General features: G+C 50.8%; 21 protein-coding genes. 7 read left to right on the plus strand and 14 right to left on the minus strand.

All coding sequences use genetic code 11. The features are described 5' to 3' along the window. Positions 1–24: 24 nt before the first annotated feature. The 5 genes from purB to ABGI61_RS07100 all read right to left on the minus strand — a co-directional run bounded on the left by purB (position 25) and on the right by ABGI61_RS07100 (position 4,373). Positions 25–1,395 carry an adenylosuccinate lyase gene (gene purB, locus ABGI61_RS07080; protein ID WP_347598973.1) on the minus strand — a complete coding sequence of 457 codons (1,371 nt, stop codon included), beginning with the start codon at positions 1,393–1,395 and terminating at the stop codon, positions 25–27. Between the two features lie 8 nt (positions 1,396–1,403). After that, entirely contained in the window at positions 1,404–2,042 is a 639-nt protein-coding gene (gene hflD, locus ABGI61_RS07085) for a high frequency lysogenization protein HflD (RefSeq protein ID WP_347598976.1), read from the minus strand. A gap of 1 nt (position 2,043) precedes the next feature. Continuing rightward, positions 2,044–3,177 carry a tRNA 2-thiouridine(34) synthase MnmA gene (mnmA, locus tag ABGI61_RS07090; RefSeq protein WP_347598979.1) on the minus strand — a complete coding sequence of 378 codons (1,134 nt, stop codon included), beginning with the start codon at positions 3,175–3,177 and terminating at the stop codon, positions 2,044–2,046. Positions 3,178–3,264: 87 nt separating this feature from the next. Next, a complete protein-coding gene (locus tag ABGI61_RS07095; protein ID WP_347598982.1) occupies positions 3,265–3,720 on the minus strand; it encodes an NUDIX domain-containing protein in 456 nt (151 codons plus the stop codon). Between the two features lie 11 nt (positions 3,721–3,731). Beyond that, positions 3,732–4,373: a pseudouridine synthase gene (locus ABGI61_RS07100; RefSeq protein ID WP_440590630.1), complete on the minus strand. Its 642-nt coding sequence runs from the start codon at positions 4,371–4,373 to the stop codon at positions 3,732–3,734. Between the two features lie 272 nt (positions 4,374–4,645). Between ABGI61_RS07100 and ABGI61_RS07105 the strand changes: the two genes are divergently transcribed. Continuing rightward, on the plus strand, positions 4,646–6,874 hold the full coding sequence (locus tag ABGI61_RS07105) for an NADP-dependent isocitrate dehydrogenase (RefSeq protein WP_347598985.1): 2,229 nt from the start codon (positions 4,646–4,648) through the stop codon (positions 6,872–6,874). An 83-nt stretch (positions 6,875–6,957) separates the two neighbouring features. Here the strand turns inward: ABGI61_RS07105 and cspD are convergent, their stop codons facing one another. Then, complete coding sequence (gene cspD / locus ABGI61_RS07110; protein ID WP_008218396.1) at positions 6,958–7,176, minus strand: cold shock domain-containing protein CspD; 219 nt, start codon at positions 7,174–7,176, stop codon at positions 6,958–6,960. A gap of 192 nt (positions 7,177–7,368) precedes the next feature. Between cspD and clpS the strand changes: the two genes are divergently transcribed. Both clpS and clpA read left to right on the plus strand, forming a co-directional pair. Beyond that, a complete protein-coding gene (gene clpS, locus ABGI61_RS07115; protein ID WP_008218397.1) occupies positions 7,369–7,689 on the plus strand; it encodes an ATP-dependent Clp protease adapter ClpS in 321 nt (106 codons plus the stop codon). A 54-nt stretch (positions 7,690–7,743) separates the two neighbouring features. Continuing rightward, positions 7,744–10,011 (plus strand): ATP-dependent Clp protease ATP-binding subunit ClpA, encoded by a 2,268-nt coding sequence (gene clpA / locus ABGI61_RS07120; RefSeq protein WP_347598990.1) that lies wholly within the window; start codon positions 7,744–7,746, stop codon positions 10,009–10,011. A gap of 88 nt (positions 10,012–10,099) precedes the next feature. Here the strand turns inward: clpA and infA are convergent, their stop codons facing one another. The 4 genes from infA to trxB all read right to left on the minus strand — a co-directional run bounded on the left by infA (position 10,100) and on the right by trxB (position 12,793). Beyond that, complete coding sequence (infA, locus tag ABGI61_RS07125; protein ID WP_008610216.1) at positions 10,100–10,318, minus strand: translation initiation factor IF-1; 219 nt, start codon at positions 10,316–10,318, stop codon at positions 10,100–10,102. 93 nt (positions 10,319–10,411) lie between these two features. Then, positions 10,412–11,113: an arginyltransferase gene (locus tag ABGI61_RS07130; RefSeq protein ID WP_347598995.1), complete on the minus strand. Its 702-nt coding sequence runs from the start codon at positions 11,111–11,113 to the stop codon at positions 10,412–10,414. Next, complete coding sequence (gene aat / locus ABGI61_RS07135) at positions 11,106–11,828, minus strand: leucyl/phenylalanyl-tRNA--protein transferase (RefSeq protein WP_347598998.1); 723 nt, start codon at positions 11,826–11,828, stop codon at positions 11,106–11,108. Before aat ends, ABGI61_RS07130 begins: the two co-directional genes overlap by 8 nt. A gap of 8 nt (positions 11,829–11,836) precedes the next feature. Then, positions 11,837–12,793 (minus strand): thioredoxin-disulfide reductase, encoded by a 957-nt coding sequence (gene trxB, locus ABGI61_RS07140; protein ID WP_347599001.1) that lies wholly within the window; start codon positions 12,791–12,793, stop codon positions 11,837–11,839. A gap of 481 nt (positions 12,794–13,274) precedes the next feature. Between trxB and ABGI61_RS07145 the strand changes: the two genes are divergently transcribed. Continuing rightward, the gene (locus ABGI61_RS07145; RefSeq protein WP_347599004.1) at positions 13,275–14,864 is read left to right on the plus strand and encodes a S8 family serine peptidase; all 1,590 of its coding nucleotides are present in this window, start codon (positions 13,275–13,277) and stop codon (positions 14,862–14,864) included. Between the two features lie 57 nt (positions 14,865–14,921). On the opposite strand, the gene trhA is transcribed toward ABGI61_RS07145, so the two are convergent. Then, on the minus strand, positions 14,922–15,563 hold the full coding sequence (trhA, locus tag ABGI61_RS07150; protein ID WP_347599007.1) for a PAQR family membrane homeostasis protein TrhA: 642 nt from the start codon (positions 15,561–15,563) through the stop codon (positions 14,922–14,924). 114 nt (positions 15,564–15,677) lie between these two features. On the opposite strand from trhA, the gene ABGI61_RS07155 reads away from it, so the two are divergent. Next, the gene (locus tag ABGI61_RS07155) at positions 15,678–16,994 is read left to right on the plus strand and encodes a glycosyltransferase (protein ID WP_347599010.1); all 1,317 of its coding nucleotides are present in this window, start codon (positions 15,678–15,680) and stop codon (positions 16,992–16,994) included. Here the strand turns inward: ABGI61_RS07155 and ABGI61_RS07160 are convergent. Further along, on the minus strand, positions 16,991–17,359 hold the full coding sequence (locus ABGI61_RS07160) for a hypothetical protein (protein ID WP_347599013.1): 369 nt from the start codon (positions 17,357–17,359) through the stop codon (positions 16,991–16,993). The two genes, ABGI61_RS07155 and ABGI61_RS07160, sit on opposite strands and share 4 nt — an antisense overlap. A 135-nt stretch (positions 17,360–17,494) precedes the next feature. Between ABGI61_RS07160 and ABGI61_RS07165 the strand changes: the two genes are divergently transcribed. After that, the gene (locus ABGI61_RS07165) at positions 17,495–18,262 is read left to right on the plus strand and encodes a Nif3-like dinuclear metal center hexameric protein (RefSeq protein WP_347599016.1); all 768 of its coding nucleotides are present in this window, start codon (positions 17,495–17,497) and stop codon (positions 18,260–18,262) included. Then, positions 18,259–19,026 (plus strand): methyltransferase domain-containing protein, encoded by a 768-nt coding sequence (locus ABGI61_RS07170; RefSeq protein ID WP_347599019.1) that lies wholly within the window; start codon positions 18,259–18,261, stop codon positions 19,024–19,026. Before ABGI61_RS07165 ends, ABGI61_RS07170 begins: the two co-directional genes overlap by 4 nt. Before the next feature lie 21 nt (positions 19,027–19,047). Here the strand turns inward: ABGI61_RS07170 and tamB are convergent, their stop codons facing one another. Further along, positions 19,048–22,830 (minus strand): autotransporter assembly complex protein TamB, encoded by a 3,783-nt coding sequence (gene tamB, locus ABGI61_RS07175; RefSeq protein WP_347599022.1) that lies wholly within the window; start codon positions 22,828–22,830, stop codon positions 19,048–19,050. Then, positions 22,827–24,581 (minus strand): autotransporter assembly complex protein TamA, encoded by a 1,755-nt coding sequence (gene tamA / locus ABGI61_RS07180; protein ID WP_347599025.1) that lies wholly within the window; start codon positions 24,579–24,581, stop codon positions 22,827–22,829. Before tamA ends, tamB begins: the two co-directional genes overlap by 4 nt. Positions 24,582–24,668 lie beyond the last annotated feature (87 nt).

Consider the following 24,668-nt stretch of genomic DNA (forward strand, 5'->3'; position numbering starts at 1 on the left):
CGCTGTTGAAGCGCCTTTGGGTCGTTAATCCAGTGTGCTGGTGATTTCAACTGCCGCACCGATGTAATTGGCCGGGCTCAGTTGTTTCAGTTGCTGCTTTACCGGCTCTGGCAGTTCAAGCTTGTCAATAAACAGGTGTAAATCTGCTTTGGTAATGCGCTTGCCACGAGTAAGCTCCTTCAGCTTTTCATACGGCTGCTCAATGCCGTATTTACGCATTACGGTTTGTACCGGCTCAGCTAATAGTTCCCAATTGGCATCAAGCTCAGCCAGCAAGTTAGCAGCGTTCACTTCAAGCTTACTAATACCTTTTAATGTCGCCTGATAGGCAATAAGAGTATAACCAAAGCCCATGCCTAAATTACGCAGTACCGTCGAGTCGGTCAGGTCGCGCTGCCAGCGTGATACCGGCAACTTGGCTGATAAATGATTAAACAGCGCATTGGCAATACCGAGGTTACCCTCAGAGTTTTCAAAATCAATCGGGTTAACTTTATGCGGCATGGTGGATGAGCCAATTTCACCGGCCACAGTGCGCTGCTTAAAGTGGCCCAGAGCGATATAGCCCCAGACATCACGGTCAAAATCGAGCAATATCGTATTAAAACGTGCTACCGCATCAAACAACTCGGCAATATAGTCATGTGGTTCAATCTGGGTGGTAAAGGCATTCCAGCTGAGGCCCAGGCTGGTGACAAACTGCTCAGACAGCTGGTGCCAGTTAAGTTCAGGATAAGCTGACAGGTGGGCATTGTAGTTGCCGACAGCACCATTTAGCTTGCCGAGGATCTCCACCGCCGCTATCTGGTCACGCTGGCGCTTCAGGCGCACGTACACGTTGGCCATCTCTTTGCCCATAGTTGTGGGCGAGGCTGGCTGACCATGGGTGCGTGCCATCATCGGTACCTGCTTCAGTTCTTGCGCCAGCTGTTTAATCGCCTCTAACAGGGCGTCGCACTGTGGCAGTAACACATCACGACGCGCCTCGGTTAACATCAGGCCATGTGACAGGTTATTAATATCTTCAGAAGTACAGGCAAAATGGATAAACTCGCTGATAGCGGCAAGCTCAGCATTTGCGGCCACTTTTTCTTTTAGCAGATACTCGACAGCTTTAACATCATGATTGGTGGTGCGCTCAATCTCTTTTACCCGTTCGGCATCGGCCAGGCTGAAATTGTCGACAATATCATCTAGCAGCTGATTGGCGCTGGCCGACAAGGCCGGTACTTCAGCGATACCAGCCGTAGCGGCCAGTTGCTGTAACCAGCGTACCTCTACCATTACCCGGTATTTTATCAGGCCAAACTCACTGAAATAGTGACGTAATTCAATGGTTTTGCTGCCATAGCGCCCGTCTACGGGGGAGATAGCGGTAAGGGCATTCAGTTGCATACAGGCTCCTATAAGCTTGATGAGGGTAGTTGTGCCAGCATTTGCCGGGCTTGTTCTACCAGCTTGCGACGTTTAAAAATAAAGTTAAGACGGCTACCACCGGCCTGGCGCCATAACACTGCGGCGCGCACAGAAGCGAGCAGCAAGGCGCGTACTTTGTGCTGTACAGCCGGTTGTTTTAACAGCTCTGGGTGGCCGTAAATCTGAATACGGCCACCTAAACTGCTGATACAGTCTGAGTAAATATCGGCGAGGTTAGCCAGCATGTTGTCATCTAGTACACTAAAGTGCTGCAGTTGCCGCTGCAGGTGCTGAAGTTTATCACCGAGCCGTGCCAGGTTGGCCGGCGTTTTGGCCAGCCGGCGTTCCAGCGCCAGCACACCGACAATATACCGGGTTAGCTCAACATCTTTTTGTGGTTTGTCACCCAGTTGGTCGACAATAAGTTTAAAACCTTCACCTAAGTTAGCCGTGTCGTCGCCGTATATTTGCAGTGGTCGCTCAGCGTCAATTACGGCAACACTTTGCAGTATCAGGCTGACGGCGTCTTTGTCCAGTTCGCTGCTACGCGCTACCTGTTGCACCAGTTTAAGCGCCTGGCACAGTGCGGCCAGCGCAATAATTTGCGTCGAAAGTGAGTATTGCATGTTAGTTTATCGCCTGGTCAATAATGCCGCCGCCCAAACAAACGTCGCCAAGATAAAACACTGCTGACTGGCCCGGTGTAACGGCCTTTTGCGGGCTGTCAAACTGTACGCTGAGGCTGCCATCGGCCTGTGGCGTTACTAAGCAGGGGATATCCTGCTGGCGGTAACGTGTTTTAACACTGCAGCGCAGCGGGGCGGTTGGGCCCTGGCGATCTGTCCAGTGCAACTGGCTGGCAATTAAGCCACTTGACAGTAAGCTTGGGTGGTCATGGCCTTGCGCGACAATAAGCTGGTTAGTCTCAAGGTTTTTACCTACCACATACCAGGGCTCGTCAGAGCCATCGCGTAAGCCGCCAATGCCTAAGCCTTTACGCTGGCCAAGAGTGTGGTACATCAGGCCTTCATGACGGCCAATAATATCGCCATCTACAGTCATAATATCGCCAGGTTGGGCGGGCAGATATTGCTGCAGGAAATCTTTAAATTTACGCTCGCCGATAAAGCAAATACCGGTACTGTCTTTTTTGTCGTGGGTAACCAGCCCTTGCTGTTCGGCAATGGCGCGCACCAGCGGTTTTTCCAATTCGCCAACCGGGAACAGCGTTTGGGCCACATGCTCTTCGCCCAGGGTGTACAAAAAATAACTTTGATCTTTGTTGTTATCCAAGCCGCGCAGTAACTGCCAGTGGCCATCTTCAAAGCGGCGGCGTACATAGTGGCCGGTGGCAATATAGTCAGCGCCTAAGGCTTCGGCGGCAAATTCTAAAAACGCTTTGAACTTGATTTCTTTGTTGCACATGATATCTGGGTTGGGTGTACGTCCGGCTTTATATTCTGCCAGAAAATATTCAAACACATTGTCCCAATATTCGGCGGCAAAGTTGACTTTATGCAGCACTATCCCGAGCTTGTCGCATACGGCTTGGGCATCGGCCATGTCTTGTGCCGCTGCGCAATATTCGTCATTGTCGTCTTCTTCCCAGTTTTTCATAAACAGGCCCTCTACCTGATAGCCTTGCTGCAGCAGCAAGTAGGCAGAAACAGAAGAGTCGACACCACCGGACATACCGACGATGACTTTCTTATTGCTGTTGGCTGATGACTCAACCAGGTTAGGCTCGGACATAGGCTTCATTACCACAACAGGATCGCAACAAAAAACAAGGCGCGGATTATACATGAAATTTATCGCCAGCGCATGTTATCGCGCCGGTTTAAGCGCTTAGCGCGCCGGCTGGATCAGCGCTAAGGGTAAACGCACTCCCTGCCGGTATAAGTCGATTGCGTCACTTACCAGCGCGCTTCGAAGCGGTAGTGCATGCTCAGTCAGCTGGGCTGCGGTTAACCAGTGCAGCGCGAGGATATCGCGGTCTTGTGGTTGATACTTAACAGGCAATGACACCGGCTCAAACACAAAGTTAATACGCACATAACGATGGTTATTGGCCGCTTTTAACTGCGAAATGCCAAGCCAAGCGCAAGGCTCAAGCATTAAGCCGGTTTCTTCCAACAGCTCTCGTTTTACTGCATTGAGTAAATCTTCATCCTGCTCGACATGTCCGGCTGGCTGATTTAACACACGCTGGCCGCTTAGCTTGTCGGTTTCTTCTACCAGTAGAAATTTTTGTTCAAACTGCACTATGGCAGCCACGGTAAGGTGTAACTGTGCTCTGTTCATTCAAAAAGGCCTTAGGTGATTGCGTCGTTTGCTGTTAGCGCAACACTGCGATACTCGCCTGGCGCTAACTCGGTCAGCTGCCAAGGGCCTATAGCCACGCGCACCAAACGCAGGGTAGGAAAACCTACAGCGGCAGTCATGCGTCTTACTTGACGGTTACGGCCTTCGGTAATGGTTAGACTTATCCAACTGGTAGGAATAGCTGCGCGGTAACGTACCGGTGGATTGCGAGGCCAAAGGGGAGGTGTGTCAATACGGGATGCGGTCGCGGGTCGCGTCAGACCATCGTTCAACATTACGCCTTCGCCTAGCTGTTGCAGTGCCGCATCGGTAATATCCCCCTCAAGCTGAACCCAGTACGTTTTGGCCATTTTATGCTTGGGATCACTTATGAGATGCTGGGTTTTACCACAGTTGGTCAGTAGCAATAAGCCTTCACTGTCACGATCGAGCCGGCCGGCCGCATAAACGTCGGGCACGTTAATATAATCGGCCAGCGTAGCCCGTTTCGGGCTGCTATTGTCGGTAAATTGGCACAGCACATCAAATGGTTTATTAAACAACAGCAACAGCGGCGACGCGACCTTAGTCGCATTGCGTTTTTTCGCCGCTGCGTTAGGGTAGGGTTTGGCTTTATAGCGTGCAGTTTTCACGGGCAGTTATCTCAGTAAATGTCGGGGTAGCTTGGGCATAACATACTGTAAGTATTAGTGAACAGCTAAGCGTCTGATAGCATAAAATACCCGCTGTCAGTGCAACTGGCCCGAGCAGCGCGTTGCCTATTTTATTGATTGTCATGCTGCTATACTAGCGCCGCTTTGCAACAAATGCGTTTTAAACACCAGCACCATCAGGGTGCGGGTAGGCGCTGATCCGCTGTGCTATGAGGCGTTCAGTGCGTCGCGAACACATTACAGGAACTAACATGTCACAAGAAATTGCAAAAATCATTTACACTGAAACAGATGAAGCGCCTGCGCTGGCAACCTACTCGCTGCTGCCTATCGTGCAGGCGTTCTCTGCTGCTGCCGGTATTGCGGTAGAAACCCGTGATATTTCTTTATCTGGCCGTATCATTGCCAACTTTGCCGATTTTTTAAAGCCAGAGCAGCGTATCGGCGATGCGCTAGCCGAGCTTGGCCAACTGGCCAATCAGCCAGAGGCAAACATTATCAAACTGCCAAACATCAGTGCGTCTATTCCGCAGTTAAAAGCGGCGATTAAAGAGCTGCAGCAGCAGGGCTATGCACTGCCAGATTACCCGGCTGAGCCAAAAACCGAGCAAGAGCGCGACGTTAAAGCGCGTTATGACAAAATTAAAGGCAGTGCGGTAAACCCGGTGCTGCGTGAAGGAAACTCAGATCGTCGGGCACCGGCATCGGTTAAGCAATACGCCAAGAAAAACCCGCATAGCATGGGTGCCTGGTCGGCAGAGTCGAAATCACATGTGGCACACATGAGCCAGGGCGATTTTTACGGCAGTGAGCAGTCAACCACCTTCGCCAGTGCCGATACACTGAAAATTCAGCTGGTTGCCACCGATGGCTCTGTGTTGGTATTAAAAAACAACGTTGCCGTGCAGGCTGGTGAAGTGGTGGATGCCGCTACGATGAGCAAAAACGCCTTGCGTGCTTTTTATCAGCAGGAAATTGCTGCCGCTAAGCAGCAGGATGTGCTGTTATCGCTGCATTTAAAAGCCACCATGATGAAGGTATCAGACCCTATCATGTTTGGTCATGCGGTAGTGGAGTTCTTCAAGCCGGTATTTGATAAGCATGCTGCACTGTTTAACGAGTTAGGCGTGGATGTCAATAACGGTGCCGGCGATTTGTTTGCGAAAGTGGCCAGCCTGCCACAAGCACAACAGGATGCAGTGATGGCAGACATCAAAGCCTGTTATGCTGCCCAGCCTGCGTTAGCGATGGTGAACTCTGACAAAGGTATCACTAACCTGCATGTACCCAGCGATGTGATTATCGATGCGTCTATGCCGGCGATGATCCGCAGTTCAGGCCAGATGTGGGGCCCGGATGGCAAGCTAAAAGATACCAAAGCGATGATCCCTGACCGCTGCTACGCCGGTGTGTATCAGGAAACCATCGACTTTTGTAAAAAGAACGGTGCTTTTGATCCGCGTACTATGGGCTCGGTACCTAACGTGGGCCTGATGGCGCAAAAAGCGGAAGAGTACGGCTCGCACGATAAAACCTTTGAAATTGCTGCCGATGGCAAAGTGCAAGTGCTGAACAGCAAAGGTGATGTGGTGTTTGAGCACAACGTCGCGCAAGGTGATATCTGGCGTATGTGTCAGGTGAAAGATGCACCTATTCGTGACTGGGTAAAACTGGCTGTAAACCGCGCCCGCTTAAGCAATACGCCAGCGGTATTCTGGCTGGACAGCCAGCGCGCGCATGACGCTCAGCTGATCAGCAAAGTGCAGCAGTACTTAAAAGAGCACGACACTGCCGGTCTGGATATTCAAATTTTGTCACCGGTAGAAGCGACACGTTTGTCATTGCAGCGTATGAAGCAAGGCCTGGATACTATTTCTGTTACCGGTAACGTACTGCGTGACTACTTAACCGATCTGTTCCCAATTTTAGAGCTGGGTACCAGTGCTAAAATGCTTTCAGTGGTGCCGCTGATGAATGGCGGCGGCCTGTTTGAAACCGGCGCTGGCGGCTCTGCCCCCAAACATGTTGAGCAGTTTATTGAAGAAAATTATCTGCGCTGGGACTCTCTGGGCGAGTTTTTAGCGCTAGCCGCTTCACTGGAGCATTTAAGCCAGGTTACCGGCAATGCCAAAGCTAAAGTTCTGGCAGATGCGTTAGATGCGGCAACGGCTAAGTTTCTTGATAACGATAAATCACCACGGCGTAAACTGGGTGAGCTGGATAACCGCGGCAGCCATTTCTACCTTGCCATGTACTGGGCAGAGGCACTGGCGGCGCAAACGGCCGATGCTGAACTGCAGGCGCGTTTTGCCAAGCTTGCCAAAGCGTTGCAACAGCAGGAAGCGACTATTGTTGCTGAGTTAAATGGTGCTCAGGGTAAAGCGGTAGACATTGGTGGTTACTACCGGCCAAACCCTGAATTGGCGGCTAAAGCGATGCGGCCAAGCCAAACCTTTAATCAGGCACTGGCTAACGCTTAATGGGTTGATTACCAGTTTTAAAAGCAAAAGCAGGCGAAAGCCTGCTTTTTTATTTTTAAATATGCTCTACGCTGAGCGAATATTTATTCTGTTAGATCACCGGGCACTTTAATATTCACAGCGTGTAAGCCTTTTGGGCCTTCAGACAGATCAAACTCAACATCCTGTCCGGCCTTTAGCGTGCGGTAGCCATCCATGCTAATGGTTGAATAATGAGCAAAGATATCTTCATCACGACCATCTTCACGAATAAATCCAAATCCTTTGGCATTATTGAACCATTTTACTTTACCGGTAGCCATACAACTTACTTCCTTCTCTAAGTTAGCTAAATTCTGTATTCTTAGTCTTGATGTCGGGATTGTTTGTTGATCCCAACAACTAATGTAGATAATTTGAGCATACAGTCAAGTTATTTGCATAATTAAACTAAAAATTTACCAATAATTAACCTAAAGCTCCTTTGATGGAATACGCAGGCGTGGCTATAGTTTATGAGCGGCAATAAAGAAAGCAACGTACAACAGGGTGGATTAGAAGAGCTGACACGGCAACGTGTTGCTCCGCCGCCAATGTATAAAGTGGTACTACACAATGACGATTACACCCCGATGGATTTCGTTATTGATGTGTTAAGCCGGTTTTTTAATATGCAGTACGAGCAAGCGACGGAAGTAATGTTAAAAGTACATTACGAGGGCAAAGGGGTATGTGGCGTCTTTACCGCTGAAATAGCGGAAACCAAAGTGCAGCAGGTGATGCAGTATGCCAAAGAGCACCAACACCCGCTGCTGTGTACCATGGAGCGCGCTTAAGGTCAGTCCTGGCATGATTCTGGTGTCGTTACTCAGGTGGATTAGGAGTGGTGTATGTTAAATAAAGATCTTGAGTTAACTCTGAATTTGGCTTTCAGGTTTGCGCGCGAGCGTCGTCATGAGTACATGACGGTAGAGCACTTACTGCTGGCGCTTTTAGATAATCCGGCTGCCGGTGAAGCACTGCGCTCCTGCGGCGCTAACATTGAAAAGTTGCGCCAGGAGCTGGCCAGTTTTATCGACTCTACCACGCCGGTATTGCCCGAAGGCGAACTGGAGCGTGATACCCAGCCCACCTTAGGCTTTCAACGCGTATTACAACGCGCAGTATTTCATGTGCAGTCGTCTGGTAAATCTGAAGTGACCGGCGCCAATGTGTTGGTTGCGATTTTCAGTGAGCAGGAGTCACAAGCGGTGTACCTGCTTAAAAAGATTGATATTACTCGCTTAGATGTGGTGAATTTTATCTCGCATGGTGTTACCAAAACCGAGAAACTGGACCAGCACGATGAACATGCACAGGAAGAGGGTGCAGACACTGCCAGCGATGACAGCAAATACCTGGAAAATTTTACCGCGAACTTAAATTTACAGGCGAAAAATGGCCAGATAGATCCGCTTATCGGCCGTGAGCATGAAGTTGAGCGCGCAATACAGGTATTGTGCCGGCGTAAAAAGAATAACCCGTTGCTGGTGGGCGAGGCTGGTGTAGGTAAAACCGCTATTGCGGAGGGGTTAGCCTACCGTATTGTGCACAACGAAGTGCCGGAAGTGATTGCCAATGCCACTATTTACTCTTTAGATATGGGCGCCTTGCTGGCTGGCACCAAATACCGCGGAGACTTTGAAAAACGCTTAAAATCGTTACTGAAAGAGCTGGAGCGGGAAAAAGACGCCATTTTATTTATTGATGAAATTCATACCGTGATTGGCGCTGGCGCGGCATCGGGTGGCGTCATGGATGCCAGTAATCTGATTAAACCACTGCTGTCCAGCGGTCGTCTGCGCTGTATGGGCTCGACCACCTATCAGGAATTTAAAAGTATCTTTGAAAAGGACACCGCATTGGTGCGCCGCTTTCAGAAAATTGATGTGGCAGAGCCTAGTGTGGAAGATACCACCCGTATTCTGCTTGGGTTAAAAGAGCGTTATGAACAGCACCACAATGTACGCTATACGCAAAAAGCCATTCGGGCGGCAGCTGAACTGTCCGCTAAATACATCAACGAGCGGCATTTGCCGGATAAAGCGATTGATGTGATAGATGAGGCCGGTGCCAGTCAGCGCTTATTGCCAAGCTCAAAGCGCAAAAAAGTGATCAATGTACCGGAAATTGAGCATGTGATTGCCAAGATGGCGCGTATTCCGGAAAAGTCGGTGTCGGCCTCAGATAAGGATGTGCTGGCTAACTTAGACCGTAATTTGAAACTAGTGGTGTTTGGCCAGGATGAGCCGATAGAAGTACTGACGGCGGCTATTCGTTTGTCGCGCTCAGGCCTTGGCAGTGAAGAGAAGCCTATAGGTAATTTCCTGTTTGCTGGCCCAACCGGTGTCGGTAAAACCGAAGTGACTAAACAGCTGGCCAAAGCGCTCGGCGTTGAGCTGTTGCGGTTTGATATGTCGGAGTATATGGAGCGTCATGCCATTAGCCGCTTAATTGGCGCCCCCCCGGGCTACGTCGGTTTTGAGCAGGGTGGTTTATTAACAGATGCGGTATCAAAGCACCCGTATTCTGTGGTGCTGTTAGATGAAATTGAAAAAGCCCATAGTGACATTTACAACATTTTATTGCAGGTGATGGATCACGGCACTTTAACGGACAACAACGGCCGTAAAATTGATTTTCGTAATGTGGTGCTGGTCATGACAACTAACGCCGGCGTGCAGGAAACCATTCGTAAATCGATAGGCTTTAAGCAGCAGGACCACAGTCACGATGCGATGGCGGAGATTAACCGTACTTTTAGTCCGGAGTTTCGTAACCGGTTGGATGGTATTATTTGGTTCAAACACCTATCTGCAGATATCATTTTGCAAATCGTTGATAAATTTATTTGCGATTTACAGGTGCAACTGGATAAGAAACAAGTATCGCTGGAGCTTAGCAGTGCAGCCCGGCAGTGGCTGGCCGATAAAGGCTACGACCATGCGATGGGCGCGCGGCCAATGGCCAGAGTGATCCAGGAGCAGTTGAAAAAGCCGCTGGCAAACGAGATCTTGTTTGGTCGGTTGGTAAATGGTGGTGATGTCAGTGTTGATCTGCACGACGGCGCTTTAAGTTTTAACTATCACACGTCAGAGGAAGCGGCCTTAGCTGATTAGTCAGGGCTGCTTAAGACGACAATAGCTTACCAAAGCAACAAACCCGGCCAGTGCCGGGTTTGTTTTTAAAGCGGATAATGCTGCCGGCTTAACGCTGGCGAAACACGATGCGGCCTTTGGTCAGGTCGTATGGTGTTAATTCTACGGTTACCTTATCGCCGGTTAAAATACGGATATAGTTTTTGCGCATTTTACCTGAGATATGAGCGATAACGACATGGCCGTTTTCCAGTTCAACTTTGAACATGGTATTTGGCAGGGTATCCAAAATGGTACCTTGCATTTCAATTACGTCTTCCTTCGCCATTCAGCGCACTTGCCTCTTAAATTTGGGTGAACCAGAAAAAACTGCGCAGATTGTGCCGAAATCATCAGCATAAGTAAAGCGAGAAGCGCTTTTTTAGCCAAATGAGCGCCATTGTCCCTGAATAAACCGCTGTTGCGGCAAAAAAGCCGCCTTGTAAGCCATTTTCTGGCAGGCATCAATTTGATAGCCCAGATAGAGCCACTTTTTCTGTCGCTGCATTGCTGCTTGTAGCAAAAACAAAATAGCCAGTATGCCGGGGGAAAGCTGGCTAACAGCGGGCTGATAAAAGGTGTAAACCGCTGACAAAGCATCGTCGGTTTCGTCGACAATGCTAACGGCAACCAGCTCGCCCTGATAGAACTGTTTAAGCAGACGCACTGATAGCCAGGAGCAGCTGAGCATGCCCTCAAGCTGCTCTGGGGCAGGTGGATACATACTGCCATCAGCATGCTTGGTCCTGATATAGTCAGCAAATAATGGGTAATAATCTCCGGAAGTATCATTATCCAACTGATACTGCCAGCCCAGGCGCGCGGCTTTGTTTAATAAGCGCCGCTGACTTCGGCTTGGTATAAAATGTTCTGGCGCTATACGCACTGACTGACAGGCCTGACAACTGGGGCAATGTGGTGTGTACACCTGCTCAGCACTGCGGCGAAAGTTCAGCTGCAGTAACTGCTGGTATAAGCTGGCATCCAGCGGCTGTTCTGGCAATAAAAACACCAGCTGCTCTTGCTGGTTGGGCAGGTAACTGCAAGGCATAGGTGCGGTCAGACCAAATCGCAGTTCAGTCATACTTATTTTCCAGGACAAAAAAGCGTGGTTGCCAAAATTCAGCTGGTAGGGTGGCCTCGCGCTGCGCTGTTAACAGGGTCAGGTATTGCTGGCGCGATATAGGCTGCACGCCCAGCTGTAATAAGAAAGGGTTGGGCATTTGGCAATCTATCCAGCCCGCAGCTGCTTGCTGTAGCAAGGTTTGCAGTGCCACCAGCGCCAGCTTGGCGGTATCGGGCAGGCGGTTAAACATCGATTCACCACAGAATAAACCGCCTATTTGCACACCGTAAAGGCCGCCGACCAGGTTATCCTGTTGCCACACTTCTATGCTATGAGCATGCCCTTGTTGGTGTAGCGCCAGGTAAGCCTGCTGCATGGCCGGTAAAATCCAGGTGCCGGGTTGTTTGGTTCTGGGGGACGCGCACTGACTGATTACCTGAGCAAAGGCACGGTTGACGCTAAAGCGCAACTGATAACGACGCAGCTGTTTTTTCAGCGTGCGGCTAAGTGTCAGGCTATCCGGGGCAAAGACGGCCCGGGTGGACGGGCTCCACCATAACAGCGGGTCACCTTCGCTAAACCAGGGGAAAACGCCCTGCCGGTAGGCACTTAACAAGCGGGGAACGGATAAATCGCCACCCATCGCCAAAAGGCCATCTGGCTCCCTCAGGGCACGATGTAGCGGGGGAAAGCTGACATCGTGCACACTAAGTTCGGGCAAATAAATGGCCATTACAGGCGTTATTTACTTAATGCGTCCAGGTAGCGCTCGGCATCCAGTGCGGCCATACAGCCGGTGCCTGCTGAGGTAATAGCCTGGCGATAGATATGATCTGACACATCACCGGCAGCAAACACGCCTTCAATACTGGTTTGAGTGGCGTTGCCTTCAGTGCCACTTTGCACTTTTAAATAACCGCCGTTCATCTCCAGCTGACCTGCGAAAATGTCGGTATTGGGCTTATGACCTATAGCTATAAACACGCCCTGTAAGGCTAATTCTTCAGCTGATTCGCCTTTGGTTGACTTCAGACGCACACCGGTCACGCCCATATCATCACCTAAAACCTCTTCCAGCTCACGGTGCGTATGCAGCACTATATTACCACTTGCCACTTTGGCCATCAGGCGGTCGACCAGAATTTTTTCTGCTTTGAAGCTGTCACGCCTGTGCACTAAGTGCACTTCGGCGGCAATGTTTGACAGGTACAAGGCTTCTTCTACCGCAGTATTGCCGCCACCGATTACGGCCACTTTCTGGTTGCGGTAAAAAAAGCCATCACAAGTAGCACAGGCTGATACACCGCGGCCACTGAAAGCCTGCTCAGACGGCAGGCCCAGATACTTGGCAGAAGCACCGGTACAAATAATCAGTGCATCACAGCTGTAAGTACCATTGTCGCCGGTAAGCATAAAAGGACGCTGCTTAAGGTTTACGGTGTGAATATGGTCAAACACAATTTCAGTATTAAAGGTTTCAGCGTGCACGCGCATGCGGTCCATCAATGCCGGGCCGGTCAGACCATGTGCATCACCGGGCCAGTTTTCTACTTCTGTGGTGGTGGTTAACTGACCGCCTTGCTGCATACCGGTGATCAGCACCGGGTTTAAATTCGCACGGGCAGCATAAACGGCTGCAGTATAGCCAGCCGGGCCTGAACCTAAAATAAGCAGGCGGCTGTGTTTAACATCAGACATGTCTTTCTCCGGGACAACATAATTAAAATAGCTAATGCGGGCGATTCTAAAAGAATGCAACTGCAAGCGAAAGTGTCAGGACAGATTTAATCTGCGGTGCGCTGTAAAGCATTATGTTCTGCGTTATGTTCGGCCCATAACGAGGTTTGTTTTGTTTTCAGACGTAATCTGTTCGGGGCTGCTTTGACGCTGGTTAAAAGCGGTGTAGTTGAGTGTCGGTTAAACGCCTTGCCACCCATGAGTCCGGCACGAGCAATCCGTTAACATAGGTTATTTTACCCAATGACAAATCTAAACAAGTACCTAAAAATTTTAATTTGTTTCTGATAGTTATATAAATTTCCTATCCTGGGTTTATCTCATGCATTTGTAATGAATTTATAATCTGTTTGTAATGGAGCTCTGGTCCGTATTTGGTTATTTTTTGCGCTGCAGGATGCCCAATGAACAACATGGAACATAAAAATTAATCAAGGGTACTATGATGAAAAAAATGACCACTATGCTGGCAGCTGCGTCTGCTGGTTGTTTTGCGCTCAGCCTGACCTCTGTCGCTGTTGCCGAAGGCGTAAAAAAGCCGGAAGCTAAGTTGAGCCTAGCTGAATTGGCTGAGACAAAACCCACCCGTTATATCGTTAAATTTAAAGATCCTGTTGCCACTATGGGTACTGATGGTCGCAGTCAGCGTCCGGAGTTTTCAGTGGCCCGTGCCCAGCAGGCCCTGCAAAAAGCTAACGTAAACGCCTTGTCGCATTTAGCATCGGTGCATGCCAGCGTGGCAGAGCTGACACCGAAACAACGTAAATTGCTGCAAGCTAACCCAGAGGTTGAATACATCGAAGAAGACAGCAAACGCTATCTGATGGATGTGATTACACCGATGGCGCAAAGCACGCCTTATGGTATTACCATGGTGCAGGCCAATCAGGTAAGTGATGCCAGCGCGGGCAATATGAAAGTATGTGTTATTGATACCGGTTACGATCTGGACCATGAAGACTTACAAAGCTCAGGCGTAACAGGTTTCTCTTTCTCTGGCCATGGTAACTGGTATGAAGATGGTAATGGCCATGGTACCCATGTCGCCGGTACTATGGTGGCGTTAAACAATAACACCGGTGTGGTGGGCACCATTGGCAACGGCCAGGCAGGTGTGCATATTGTTAAGATATTCAATAACTCCGGCAACTGGACTTATGCGTCAGATTTAATTCAGGGCATTCAGTCGTGTCAGAACGCCGGCGCTAAAGTCGTGAATATGAGTTTGGGTGGCAGCTCGTCTAACCAAACTGAAAACACCGCGATGAATAACTTTTTTAACAACGGTATGTTGTTAGTGGCTGCGGCGGGTAATGGCGGCAACACCAGCTTCTCCTATCCAGCCTCGTACAATGCCGTTGTCTCTGTTGCTGCAGTTAATTCCAGTGGTGCGCTGGCCAGTTTTTCACAGCGTAACTCGCAGGTTGAAATTGCCGGCCCTGGCGTTAGTGTAAGCTCTACCTGGAACAATGGTGGCTATAACAGCATCAGCGGTACTTCTATGGCATCTCCGCATGTTGCCGGTGTTGCCGCCCTAGTGTGGAGTAACCACCCGCAATGTACAGCTGCACAGATCCGCAGTGCCTTAAACGCCACGGCAGAGGACAGGGGCTCAGCGGGGCGTGATACCTCTTACGGTTGGGGTATTGTTAAAGCCAAAGCTGCGCACGACTATCTGACCAATAACGGTTGTGATGGCTCAGGCGGCGGCGATGGCGGCAATAATCCACCACCAACGGGCGGCGCCAGCTTCCCGAATTTGTCAGCGTCAAGTGGCCAGTGGCTGCGTGGCAGTTATACGATTCCGTCTGGCGTATCCAGCGTGACCTTCCAGATCTCTGGCGGTACCGGCGATGCCGATCTGTACGTGCGTTATGGTAGCGAGCCAACCACCACTAGCTATACCTGCCGGCCTTATCTGAACGGTAACAATGAGGTATGTACCATTAATAACCCGCAGGCTGGAACCTGGCATGTTGGTGTTCGTGCCTATACGGCCTTTAGCGGTGTAACCTTTAGCTACCAGTATTAATCTTAAGCTGTAAGCGAAGTGAAAAACGACAGGCAGGCCAGTTCTCTGGCCTGCCTTTTATCTTGTCAGGGCAAAATAATACACGGCAAAAAAATGCAGTACACTGCCAGCCAGTACAAACAAATGCCAAATCAGATGATGCAGAAATAAACCTTTCCAGACATAGAAAATGACACCAAACGAATAACTCAACCCGCCAGCCAGCAGCAGCAATAAGCCTGGCGTATCTACATAACGCAGCATAGGTTCAATGGCAACGATTACCAGCCAGCCCATGCCCAGGTATAGTGACAGCGACAACTTTTTATATTTAAGCCCGGTAGCCAGTTCAATGATTACGCCTGTTAGGGCGATAAGCCAAATTACAGCAAAGAGCACAAAACCCCAGCTGTCACGCAAATTGATGAGCAAAAAAGGCGTATAGGTGCCGGCAATAAGGATAAAAATGGCAGCATGGTCCAGTTGACGCAGTCGTCGTTTCAGCACAGTGTCTGATACAGCGTGGTACAGCGTAGAGCTGCTGTACAGTAAGACCAGGCTGCTGCCGTAGATAATGCTGCTGGCGATATACCAGCCATCTTGCAGTGGCAGGCTAACGGTCAGCATGACTATCAGAGCGGTAATGCCCAGTAACGCGCCTAGGCCATGGCTTAGTGCATGCAATAGCTCTTCTGCTTTGGAGTAATGACTGACACTCATGCTGATATTCCAGATTAAACGTTGTCGTATCTTAGCACGACAGCAAGCCCTGCCAAGCTGTTGCCCCGGGCAAAAAGGCGCTACACTGCCGCTTTTTAACAGGTGGGGACAACAGTGAGTCAGATACCTATGCTGGTCGTGGTCGGTTATGTCTGGCCTGAACCCAACTCTTCAGCGGCTGGCTATCGTATGCTCAGCTTGCTTAAACTCTATTTGGCACAGGGCTGGCAGGTTATGTTTGCCAGTGCTGCCGAGCCTGGAATGCATCGTTATCCCTTATCTGAGCTGGGTGTTGTTGAGCAGCAGATTGCGCTAAATGACGCTAGCTTTGACACCTGGATTGCTGCGCTAAAGCCACAAGCGGTGTTATTTGACCGTTTTATGCTCGAAGAGCAGTTTGGTTGGCGGGTTGAACAGGCTTGCCCAGAGGCAATACGCATACTGGATATGGAAGACTGCCATGCGCTTAGAGCAGCGCGTGAGCAGTGTGCAAAAACGTCAGCACCGCTGGATACCGCAGCACTTAATTCAGAGCTTGCGCTGCGCGAAATTGCTGCCATTTATCGCTGTGATATCACGCTGGTGATCTCAAGCTATGAAATGCAGCTGCTGCAACAGCATTATCAGGTGCCCGAGTCCTTGCTGTGTTATTGCCCCTTTTTGCTTGAACACACGCCAACACCAAGCCTGATGAACTTTGAGCAGCGCGAGCATTTTATTGCTATTGGCAATTTTCGCCATGCACCCAACTGGCATGCGGTGTTATGGTTAAAACAACAGATCTGGCCATTAATTCGTGCCCGCATTCCAGAGGCACAGCTACATATCTATGGCGCTTATCCGCCGCCCAAAGCGACGGCCTTACACAATGCTCGCGAGGGATTTTTGGTAAAAGGCTGGGCAGAGGATGCGTGTGCTGTTATGCAGCAGGCCAGAGTCTGTCTGGCACCCTTGGCATTTGGCGCCGGTTTAAAGGGTAAACTATTGGATGCGATGTGCTGCGGTACGCCCAGTGTCACCACCGATATTGGTGCAGAAGGCATGTTGCCTGATAGTGCAACCGCACAAACTAATAACGTGAACAAAAGCGAGTGGGCAGGAATGGTCGCTAATGACGCTCTAGGTATCGCTGATGCTGCTGTAACGCTGTATCAGCAGCCTGAGCGCTGGGCAAAATGCCAACAGCAAGGCTATGCTATCGTAAACGAAAAATTTATGCTGGCAACGCATAGAACAAGAATTTGGCAACATTTGGAGCAGCTAAGGCAGCAGCTTGCATCACACCGGCAGCGCAATTTCACCGGCTTAATGCTCAGGCACCATGCTTATCGCAGCACCAAGTTTATGGGGCAGTGGATTGAAGCTAAAAACCGGCTTAGCGCTTTTGCATCGGCAAAGCCGGATGCAGCGCCAGCGCCGGATGCAAACTAGCGCGTGCCGCGCGGTTTGCGTTGTTGCTCACCGATACGATTAGCCCACAACGCCGCTGCCGATTGGCCATTACCACTGGTTTTACTTTTTGCTTTTGGCGCTGATTTTGCGGCAGCTTTCGGGGCTGCAGCTTTAGCAGCGGGTTTTTTATCAGCGGCTTTTTTGTCTGCTGCTGTGTTGGCCGCTTTGCCTTTAGCGCTGGCATAACTGGCGGCTAGCTCTGCAAGCTCAGCCAAGCGGATATTTTTACCGCCGTCTACACTAAACCAGCCTGGTTTCTGCTCCAACTGTGGTGCCTTACCAAAAGCCGCTTTATAGGCCGCAGTAAATTCGGCAACCACCTGATCTTTATCCAATTTGCTCATACGGATCCTTAACTGACATTATTTAAGCAAGTCGCGCATTATTTATACACCATTTTGGCGGTTTAACACAAATGTGCCTGATTTCTTAGCCAGTTGCAGTACAATAACCCAACGTTTAGCTAAGGAGCACTGCTAATGATTTCCCGCGATGAGCTGGTCAGTTTCTTAAACCAGCATTTGCAAAGTGATCGCATCCGAGATTATTGCCCGAATGGTTTACAAGTAGAAGGTAAGCGCCAGATCCACAAAGTAGTAACTGGGGTTACCGCCAGTCAGGCGTTGTTAGATGCGGCGGTTAAGGCCAATGCCGATGCAGTTTTGGTGCATCATGGCTATTTTTGGAAAAATGAAGCGGCGCAGGTAACCGGCATGAAAAAGCGCCGGCTGCAAACCTTATTGCAGCACGATATCAATTTGCTGGCCTATCATCTGCCGTTAGATGTGCACCCGGTGCAGGGGAATAATGCCCAGTTGGGTGCCTTGCTGCGCGCACAAAATATCCTGCCACTGCCAAGTGTTGAGCCAGAAGGAGTGGTGCAACAGGGAGAGCTGGCAACAGCGTTAAGCCCGACGCAGTTGGCGGCTAAGCTAGAGACGCTGCTAAAGCGGCCGGTGTTACTGCATCAGGCAGAGGTTGCAGCCGATAGCCTTGTCAGCAAGCTGGCCTGGTGTACCGGTGGCGGGCAGGGCTATATTGAACAGGCCGCTGCCGCGGGGGCGCAGCTGTTTATCAGCGGTGAGGTATCAGAGCAAACCATTCACGTGTCCCGCGAGCTGGGCATTCACTTTATTGCTGCCGGCCATCATGCTACCGAGCGTTACGGCGTAAAGGCGCTGGGGGAGCTTATTGCCCAGCAGTTTGGCCTGGATGTGCAATTTATTGATATCGATAACCCGGCATGACAAAAAAAACCGATCGCAGTTTTGATGGTATTGCCGCTAAGTTTGCCCGCAACATCTACAGTAGTAGTAAAGGTGCGCTGCGCCAGGCCGTATTACTCAGGGACTTGCAAGAGCTGCCACAGCTAAAGCAGCCTTGTCAGGTTTTAGATGTCGGTGCAGGTCAGGGCCAGGTTGCGCTGGCGTTAGCCGGGCAGGGGCACAGTGTGCATCTTACCGATATTTCCGCCGATATGCTGCAACTCGCCCGGCAACAGGCGGAGCAGGCACAGTTACACCAGGTTAGCTTTGAGCAGATTGGTTTGGCCGGGCTTGTTGCGTCAGCGCACGGCGTTTATCCGCTGGTGCTGTGCCATGCCATGCTGGAGTGGCTGGCCGAGCCTGAGCTGGCACTGGCTCAGCTGCGTCAATTGGTCGCGCCAGGTGGGGTCTTGTCACTGATGTTTTACAACAAAGACGCCAAGCGTTTTGCCAACATGGTGTTTGGCAATTTTGACTATGTTGCGGCTGATTTACAGGTGAAGAAAAAGGTCAGCTTAAACCCGCAGCAACCACTGGTGCCGACTGAGGTGTTAACCTGGGCGCAGCAGGCCGGTTTTCGCATCTTGGCTAAAACCGGTGTGCGCTGTTTTCATGATTACCTGCGTGATCCCAGCCTTCAGCAAAGCCATTTTGACCAGCTTCTGGCTTTGGAGCTTAAGTTTAACCGTCAGGAGCCTTATGCTTCGCTGGGGCGCTATCAGCATTTGTTGTTAAAAGCGGTTTAGCGTTACAGGGCTGGTAGCCACTTAGTCAAACTCAAATTTATATAACAGATCGACGGCGTTATCTAACCCTGATACCGCCTCCAGATACAGCCGGCGCATCAGGCGGTAGCGCAGGGTGAATTCGCCCACCGCATTAAAAATGCCGTAACCGTATTTTAGCTGTAAGTCGCGCGATAAATAGCCGCTTACCGTAACCTGAGAGTTGTCACCGGCCCCGGCGGTGTCCAGTGTCAGATCGCGTAAGCCAAAAGCTTCGCCAATTTCGCCCACCACTTTGCTGCTGGATGACAGTGTCATGCCAATCAAACTGGTTGTAACAGCGGTACCGGCATTACCACTGTCACCGCCCAGGTCTCGCCCCATGACCAAATAAGCCAGGGCACTGGCCTGCGATTTTGCCGGTTCGGAAAATATCACCACATTGGGATCATCAGCCGGGCCTGTTACCCTGATACCAGCGATGACATCATCTTCCATATTGGCAGGGTTACGGATAGCCTCGACGTTTAAAAACGGTTGATCGGCCGGGCCGTTAAAGTTCATTTTGCCTTTGCGGATCAATAAGTCCTGACCGTAAGCCCTAAAGGTACCATCAACTAAGTTGACATCACCATTTAATTGCAACGGCTGCAAGGGTTGCTGCCGTACCCGAAGGTTACCACTGAGCCGGGTTTGCAGGCCAAAAGCAGACAGCCTGACCCGTTCACCCAGCTGTAGGTTCAAGTCTGTTTGCAGCGCAAACAGGCTGTCTTTACTAACGGCTTGCGGTCTAAGGTCGGCATCCAGTAATACGGTATCGTCGGACAGCTCTACTGCGCTGGCTGGCAGATCGTCAATGTTGATACGGGCGTTGGGAATACGCACGGTGCCAGTGAGCCGGGTCAGCTGTGGGCTGGCGTTAATCGTTAGATCCGGCGCGATTTGTAAGCTGGCTTGTGGCACCTGCAATCTGAGTTCATCGCCTTTAATGTTCAGTTGCCCCTGCCAGTTGTCCAGCTGTTGCCAGTCTGCCTGGCCCGTTAGTACTACTTCGCCTTTGGGGGTGATTACCTGGCCGCTGAGGCTGGCGTTACTGCCGCTGAAATCAAGCTGTAGCTGTGCATTATCAATATCTACCGGTGCCAGCTTGCCTTTTACTTTGGTGTTCGCAAGGCGGGTCTGGCCATGCAGTAAAGGGTGTTGCAGGGTACCACTGAGCTTAAGTTCAGTGTCCAGCATACCTTTAAGCTCGGTAAGCTCGCCCAGTAATGGCTGCAGAAAATCGATAGCAAAATCATTAAGCTTCACATCACCACTAAGCGGTTTAGCCCCCGCATCGGCATAAGCCAGCATGATATTGGCATCAAGTTTGGCTTGATCGTTAAACGCCACCTGCAGCCTATTTCGCAGGCTGTTATCACGCACGTCAGTATGTATTGCAAGTTGCTGCCAGCTCAGGGTGAGAGCCGTGTCCAGTTGCTGTGTGAAACTGCCCTTTGCACTCCGCATGTGTAAATTAGCTTCCAGCGGTTTATCCTGTTGCCAGTTAAACGTCGCTCCGGCATAAATACTGCCCTCCAGGCTAGTGTTCAGCGGCAGTAACGCTGTTAAGGTGCTGAGCTCAAACTGCTGCAAAGCAATCTTTGCGCTGGCTTGTTGCGGGCTAAACTGCATGGCCTCTTCGGCGCACAGCCTGGCTGGGCTTTGTTGCCAGCAGTGGGCTGCAACACTCAGCTGCTGCCCGGCGTCCTGATAGTTCAGTGCCACGGGGGAGTCGAGCTGCCAGGTACCCAATAGGCTGCTAATTTGTGCTTGCTGTAACTGACCTTGCCATTGCGTCTTTTGCCAACTGCCATCCAGGTTCAGCTGCGCCTGGTGCTGGCCGGCATCAATATCAAGCGTTAATGCGTGTTGCTGCTCGCTGCCTGTTAACTGCAGCGTCAGCTGGGTTAAATCGTGTTGCTGATAGCGGCCGCTTTGCGCCAGTAGGCTAACATCCGTGTGCCAACGCTGTTGCTCATCCAGCCACAGCGAACTATCAAGATTGAGCCGCTCCAGCTTAAGCTGTTCAAAGACTATATTCTCAGCGCTCAATGAACCGCTAAGCTGAGGTTGCAGGCGGGGGCCGGTTAACGCGAATTGCCCTGTTGCCTTACCTTGTGCCCGATCCACCGACTGGCTGATATCGCTGATACCCAGATCCAATGTCAGGGCCCAGTTTTGTTGCACACTGCCGGCCAAACGCAGCTGATTTTCGGCATGGCTTATTTGTAATCCCGGGCTGCTAAAGCGGTAATCGCCGTTGCCGGTAGCATCATCGGCCTGAGCACTACCGTTTACCGTTAACAGATAATCACGCAGCTTGCCGCTGATATTGATATTAGCCAGCGCCAGCTGCCAGCCATTTTGCTGATTTACTTCAGCGTCAAAGTGCAGGCTGCCGTTTAGCTCACCTGGGTAGGCTGGCCAGAACATACCGGGTTGAATAGTGCTGAGCTTAGCGCTTCCTGCTACCTTAATGCCTTGCAGCCAATTGAGTGTCAGTGGGCTTTGCACCAGGCCACCCAGGGTATCAAGCTGTAACTGTGACAGCACCAGTTGTTCGGCTGTCAGCTGGCCGTCAAAAGCGATGGCCATTGCAGGTAGGCTGTCGCTGCCAAGGCTGACACGGCCGCGCAGGGCGCTTTGCTTGATATCGCCGGACAAGTTGAGCTCACCGCGCGACAGGGTAAGCATGGCGTTTTGCTCATCTTCCGCCATGGGCCAACTGAGGTTGGTAAGATTCAGCACAAGCTGGTGTGGCAATAGTTCGCTAAGTAAGTCCAATTGAACGTCAGCATCCAGCGTAACGGGGCCGCGCGCCGTCAGTTCAAGGTTAAGTGCTGACAAGTCACCACGGGCATCAAGTTGCAGTCGCTGCTGCGCTAAGGCTCCCTCGTTGATATTTGCTAATACTTGCGCGCTAAGTGGATAAAGCCCGTTTGTGCTAAGCCGGGCGGCACTTTGCACCCTGCCAAGCGGATGATAAAGATCGAATTGCGTCAGGTTTAGGTCGCTTTGCTGCCACTGCAAGCTGAGATAAGCGCGTTCTAATATGAATTGCTGGTGTTGCTGTTTTACCACGAGATTGTGCAAGCGAAAGCCGTCAATAAACAGGTGTAGCGGCAGGCTAAGCTCAGTAAGCACCGGCGGTATATAACTGAAACCTGCATCTTGGTCAGCGTCTGCTGCACTGTCAGGCAGCACAAGTTGCACGTCTTGCCAGTTAGGGCTGGACAGCTGCAGTTTATTGCCCCAGGCGTTTACCCCGCTGCTAAGCTGTTGCCAGCTTAATTGATAGTCATCAATACGGATATCGGCGTCATTAACGCTAAAGCCAGACAGTTTAACCGGAAAGGGTAGCCAAAATGCACTGACTGTTGTGGCTTGGGTGGCGGTTTGACCTGGTTGGGCACTCGCCGCTTCTGCAGCCGTGTGCCAGCTCACCCTCAGGTTATCCAGTTGAAGCTGCTCAGTGCAGACAGAGAGCTGCAGTAAACAGTGGTGATTAAAGCGCAGTGAAAACTGTTTGAGCAGTATGGCATTATTACCTTGCTGCCATTGCACCTGTTGCAGCGTATGGCCACCCAATACACTGCCTTGGCTGGCACCAATGCTAAGGCCCGGCAGCAGCATTTGCGCCAGCGCGATATTCAACCGCAAGCCGGCATGTGTAAACAACAGTATTGCCAACAGCAGACACAACAGCAGGCTGGGTAAAAGTATGGTCCAATTCAGCCATTTCAGGCTAAGCCGGAGTGCAGCTTTTGCGCGCAGCCAGTTCATAACTCAGGCCCCAACGAGAAATGTAACTGAAAGCCGCTGCCGGGTTGGTCCAGGCCGAAGGCAAAATCAAGCCGGATAGGGCCCACGGGTGAAGCCCAGCGCACACCAAGGCCCACACCCTGTTGCCAGTCGGGTTTGTCATCCCAGGCACTGCCGTAATCGGTAAAAGCGGCCAACCACCAATTGCCCTGTATCCGATACTGGTATTCTGCTGAACCCGTAAGTAAGTAACGTCCACCGATCAATTCGCCCTGCTCGTTAGTAGGCGAGAGCGTTTCGTAGCCAAAACCACGAATGCTGTTGTCGCCACCGGCAAAAAAACGCAATGAAGGAGGGAGCTTACGTAGCGCTTCCATTAAAATGGCGCCGGCGTCTAACCGGGTGACAAAACGGTGGTTATCACCGGCGCTACCAATCCAGCCAGCACGTCCGCGCAACCTGACAAAGCTTGCATCCGAGCCCCAGGCCTCGTCTGACACTTCTACCCGTAGGGCTAACCTGTCAGCACTGTGGGGCATGGCACCACCGGCCTGACGGCTGCGGTTATAACTGATGCCCGGCATGATAAGGCTGATATTGTCACGTTGGTCAGCCTGCACAAAGTCTTCATACAACCAGCGCAGTGACGCGGTGCGATACCATTGGTTTCCCATTAACCAGTAGCGCTCTAACACCAGGTTAGACTCGCGACTTGCGGTATCTTCTGTGTCTCGGTTTCGTACCCCCAGCTGTAACTGATAGTAATCTGTTGCGCTGTGCTGTAACGGTAACTTATAAGCTGCTTCAATACTTTGCTCTATTTCTGATAACGCGAGGTCGCTACGCAAGCTGTGGCCGGCGCTGTTTAACCAGGGTTTCAGCCAATTAAGTTTGAGCCTGGCGCCGACATCCGTTGAATAGCCAATACCAGTTTCAATAATATTACGCCGCTCTGGTTCCAGAGTAACATCAATAGGTAAATGAAAATCGCTGATTTGCTCGGTGTCACCTTCAACCAGAATGGAGGAAAACCAACCCGTTGTGGCCAGCACCTGATTAAGCTCACCCAATTGGCTTGCCAGATAGGCATCGCCCGCAGTGAACGGCACCAGTGACTGAAGCATGGAGGTGTCAATCTGACTGCCGCTAAAATTAATCTCACCAAAGCGGTAACGCACATCGCTGTCAAAATGCAACCGCACAAATGCCTGGTTTAATTCCGGCGCCACTTCCAGCCGGTTCACGCTAAAGCGGGCATCGAAGTAGCCTTTACGCAACGCCAGGCTGCGCAGGGCGCTTTTTAAACCCTCGTACTGACCGTGGTGTAATATTGCGCCGCGTTTGGGCGCCTGCTGCTCTAACAAAGACTTAAAATCTGCATCCGTAGCAGCGTCACCCTTTAACTGTATATCGACAGTGTCTATAAGCACCGGCTTGCCGGCCTTAATGTGCAGGGTCAACACCAGTGGGTTATCGGGTTTGCTGTGCACAGCAATCTCGCTTTGGTAATAACCCAGTGCCTGCAAGGCTTTCTCAGCCTCCTGCGTTAGCGCAGCGTGTAAACGGGAGCCGGCGCTGACTTCATCTTCAGTGAATTTTTGCAGGTATACGGTCACATTCTCTTTTAACTCACCTTTAATTCCGGTGATATTCAGTGTTAAAGCCGACTGCGCTATAGCTTGCGCACTGATTGTTAGCAGGGCGCAAAGTAATGCACAGCGGAGTAACACAAAATTAGGCATGGGTGAGATAAAATCCTGCGTGTTGACCATTTAGAAGACCAGATACCAGTTATTATGACCCAGCCGCGTGCATACTGTACACCGCTTAGGTTAAACCTGATCTGAATAACATATTGG

Source organism: Rheinheimera fenheensis (assembly GCF_039871805.1).
In the GTDB taxonomy this organism is placed as follows: domain Bacteria; phylum Pseudomonadota; class Gammaproteobacteria; order Enterobacterales; family Alteromonadaceae; genus Alishewanella; species Alishewanella fenheensis.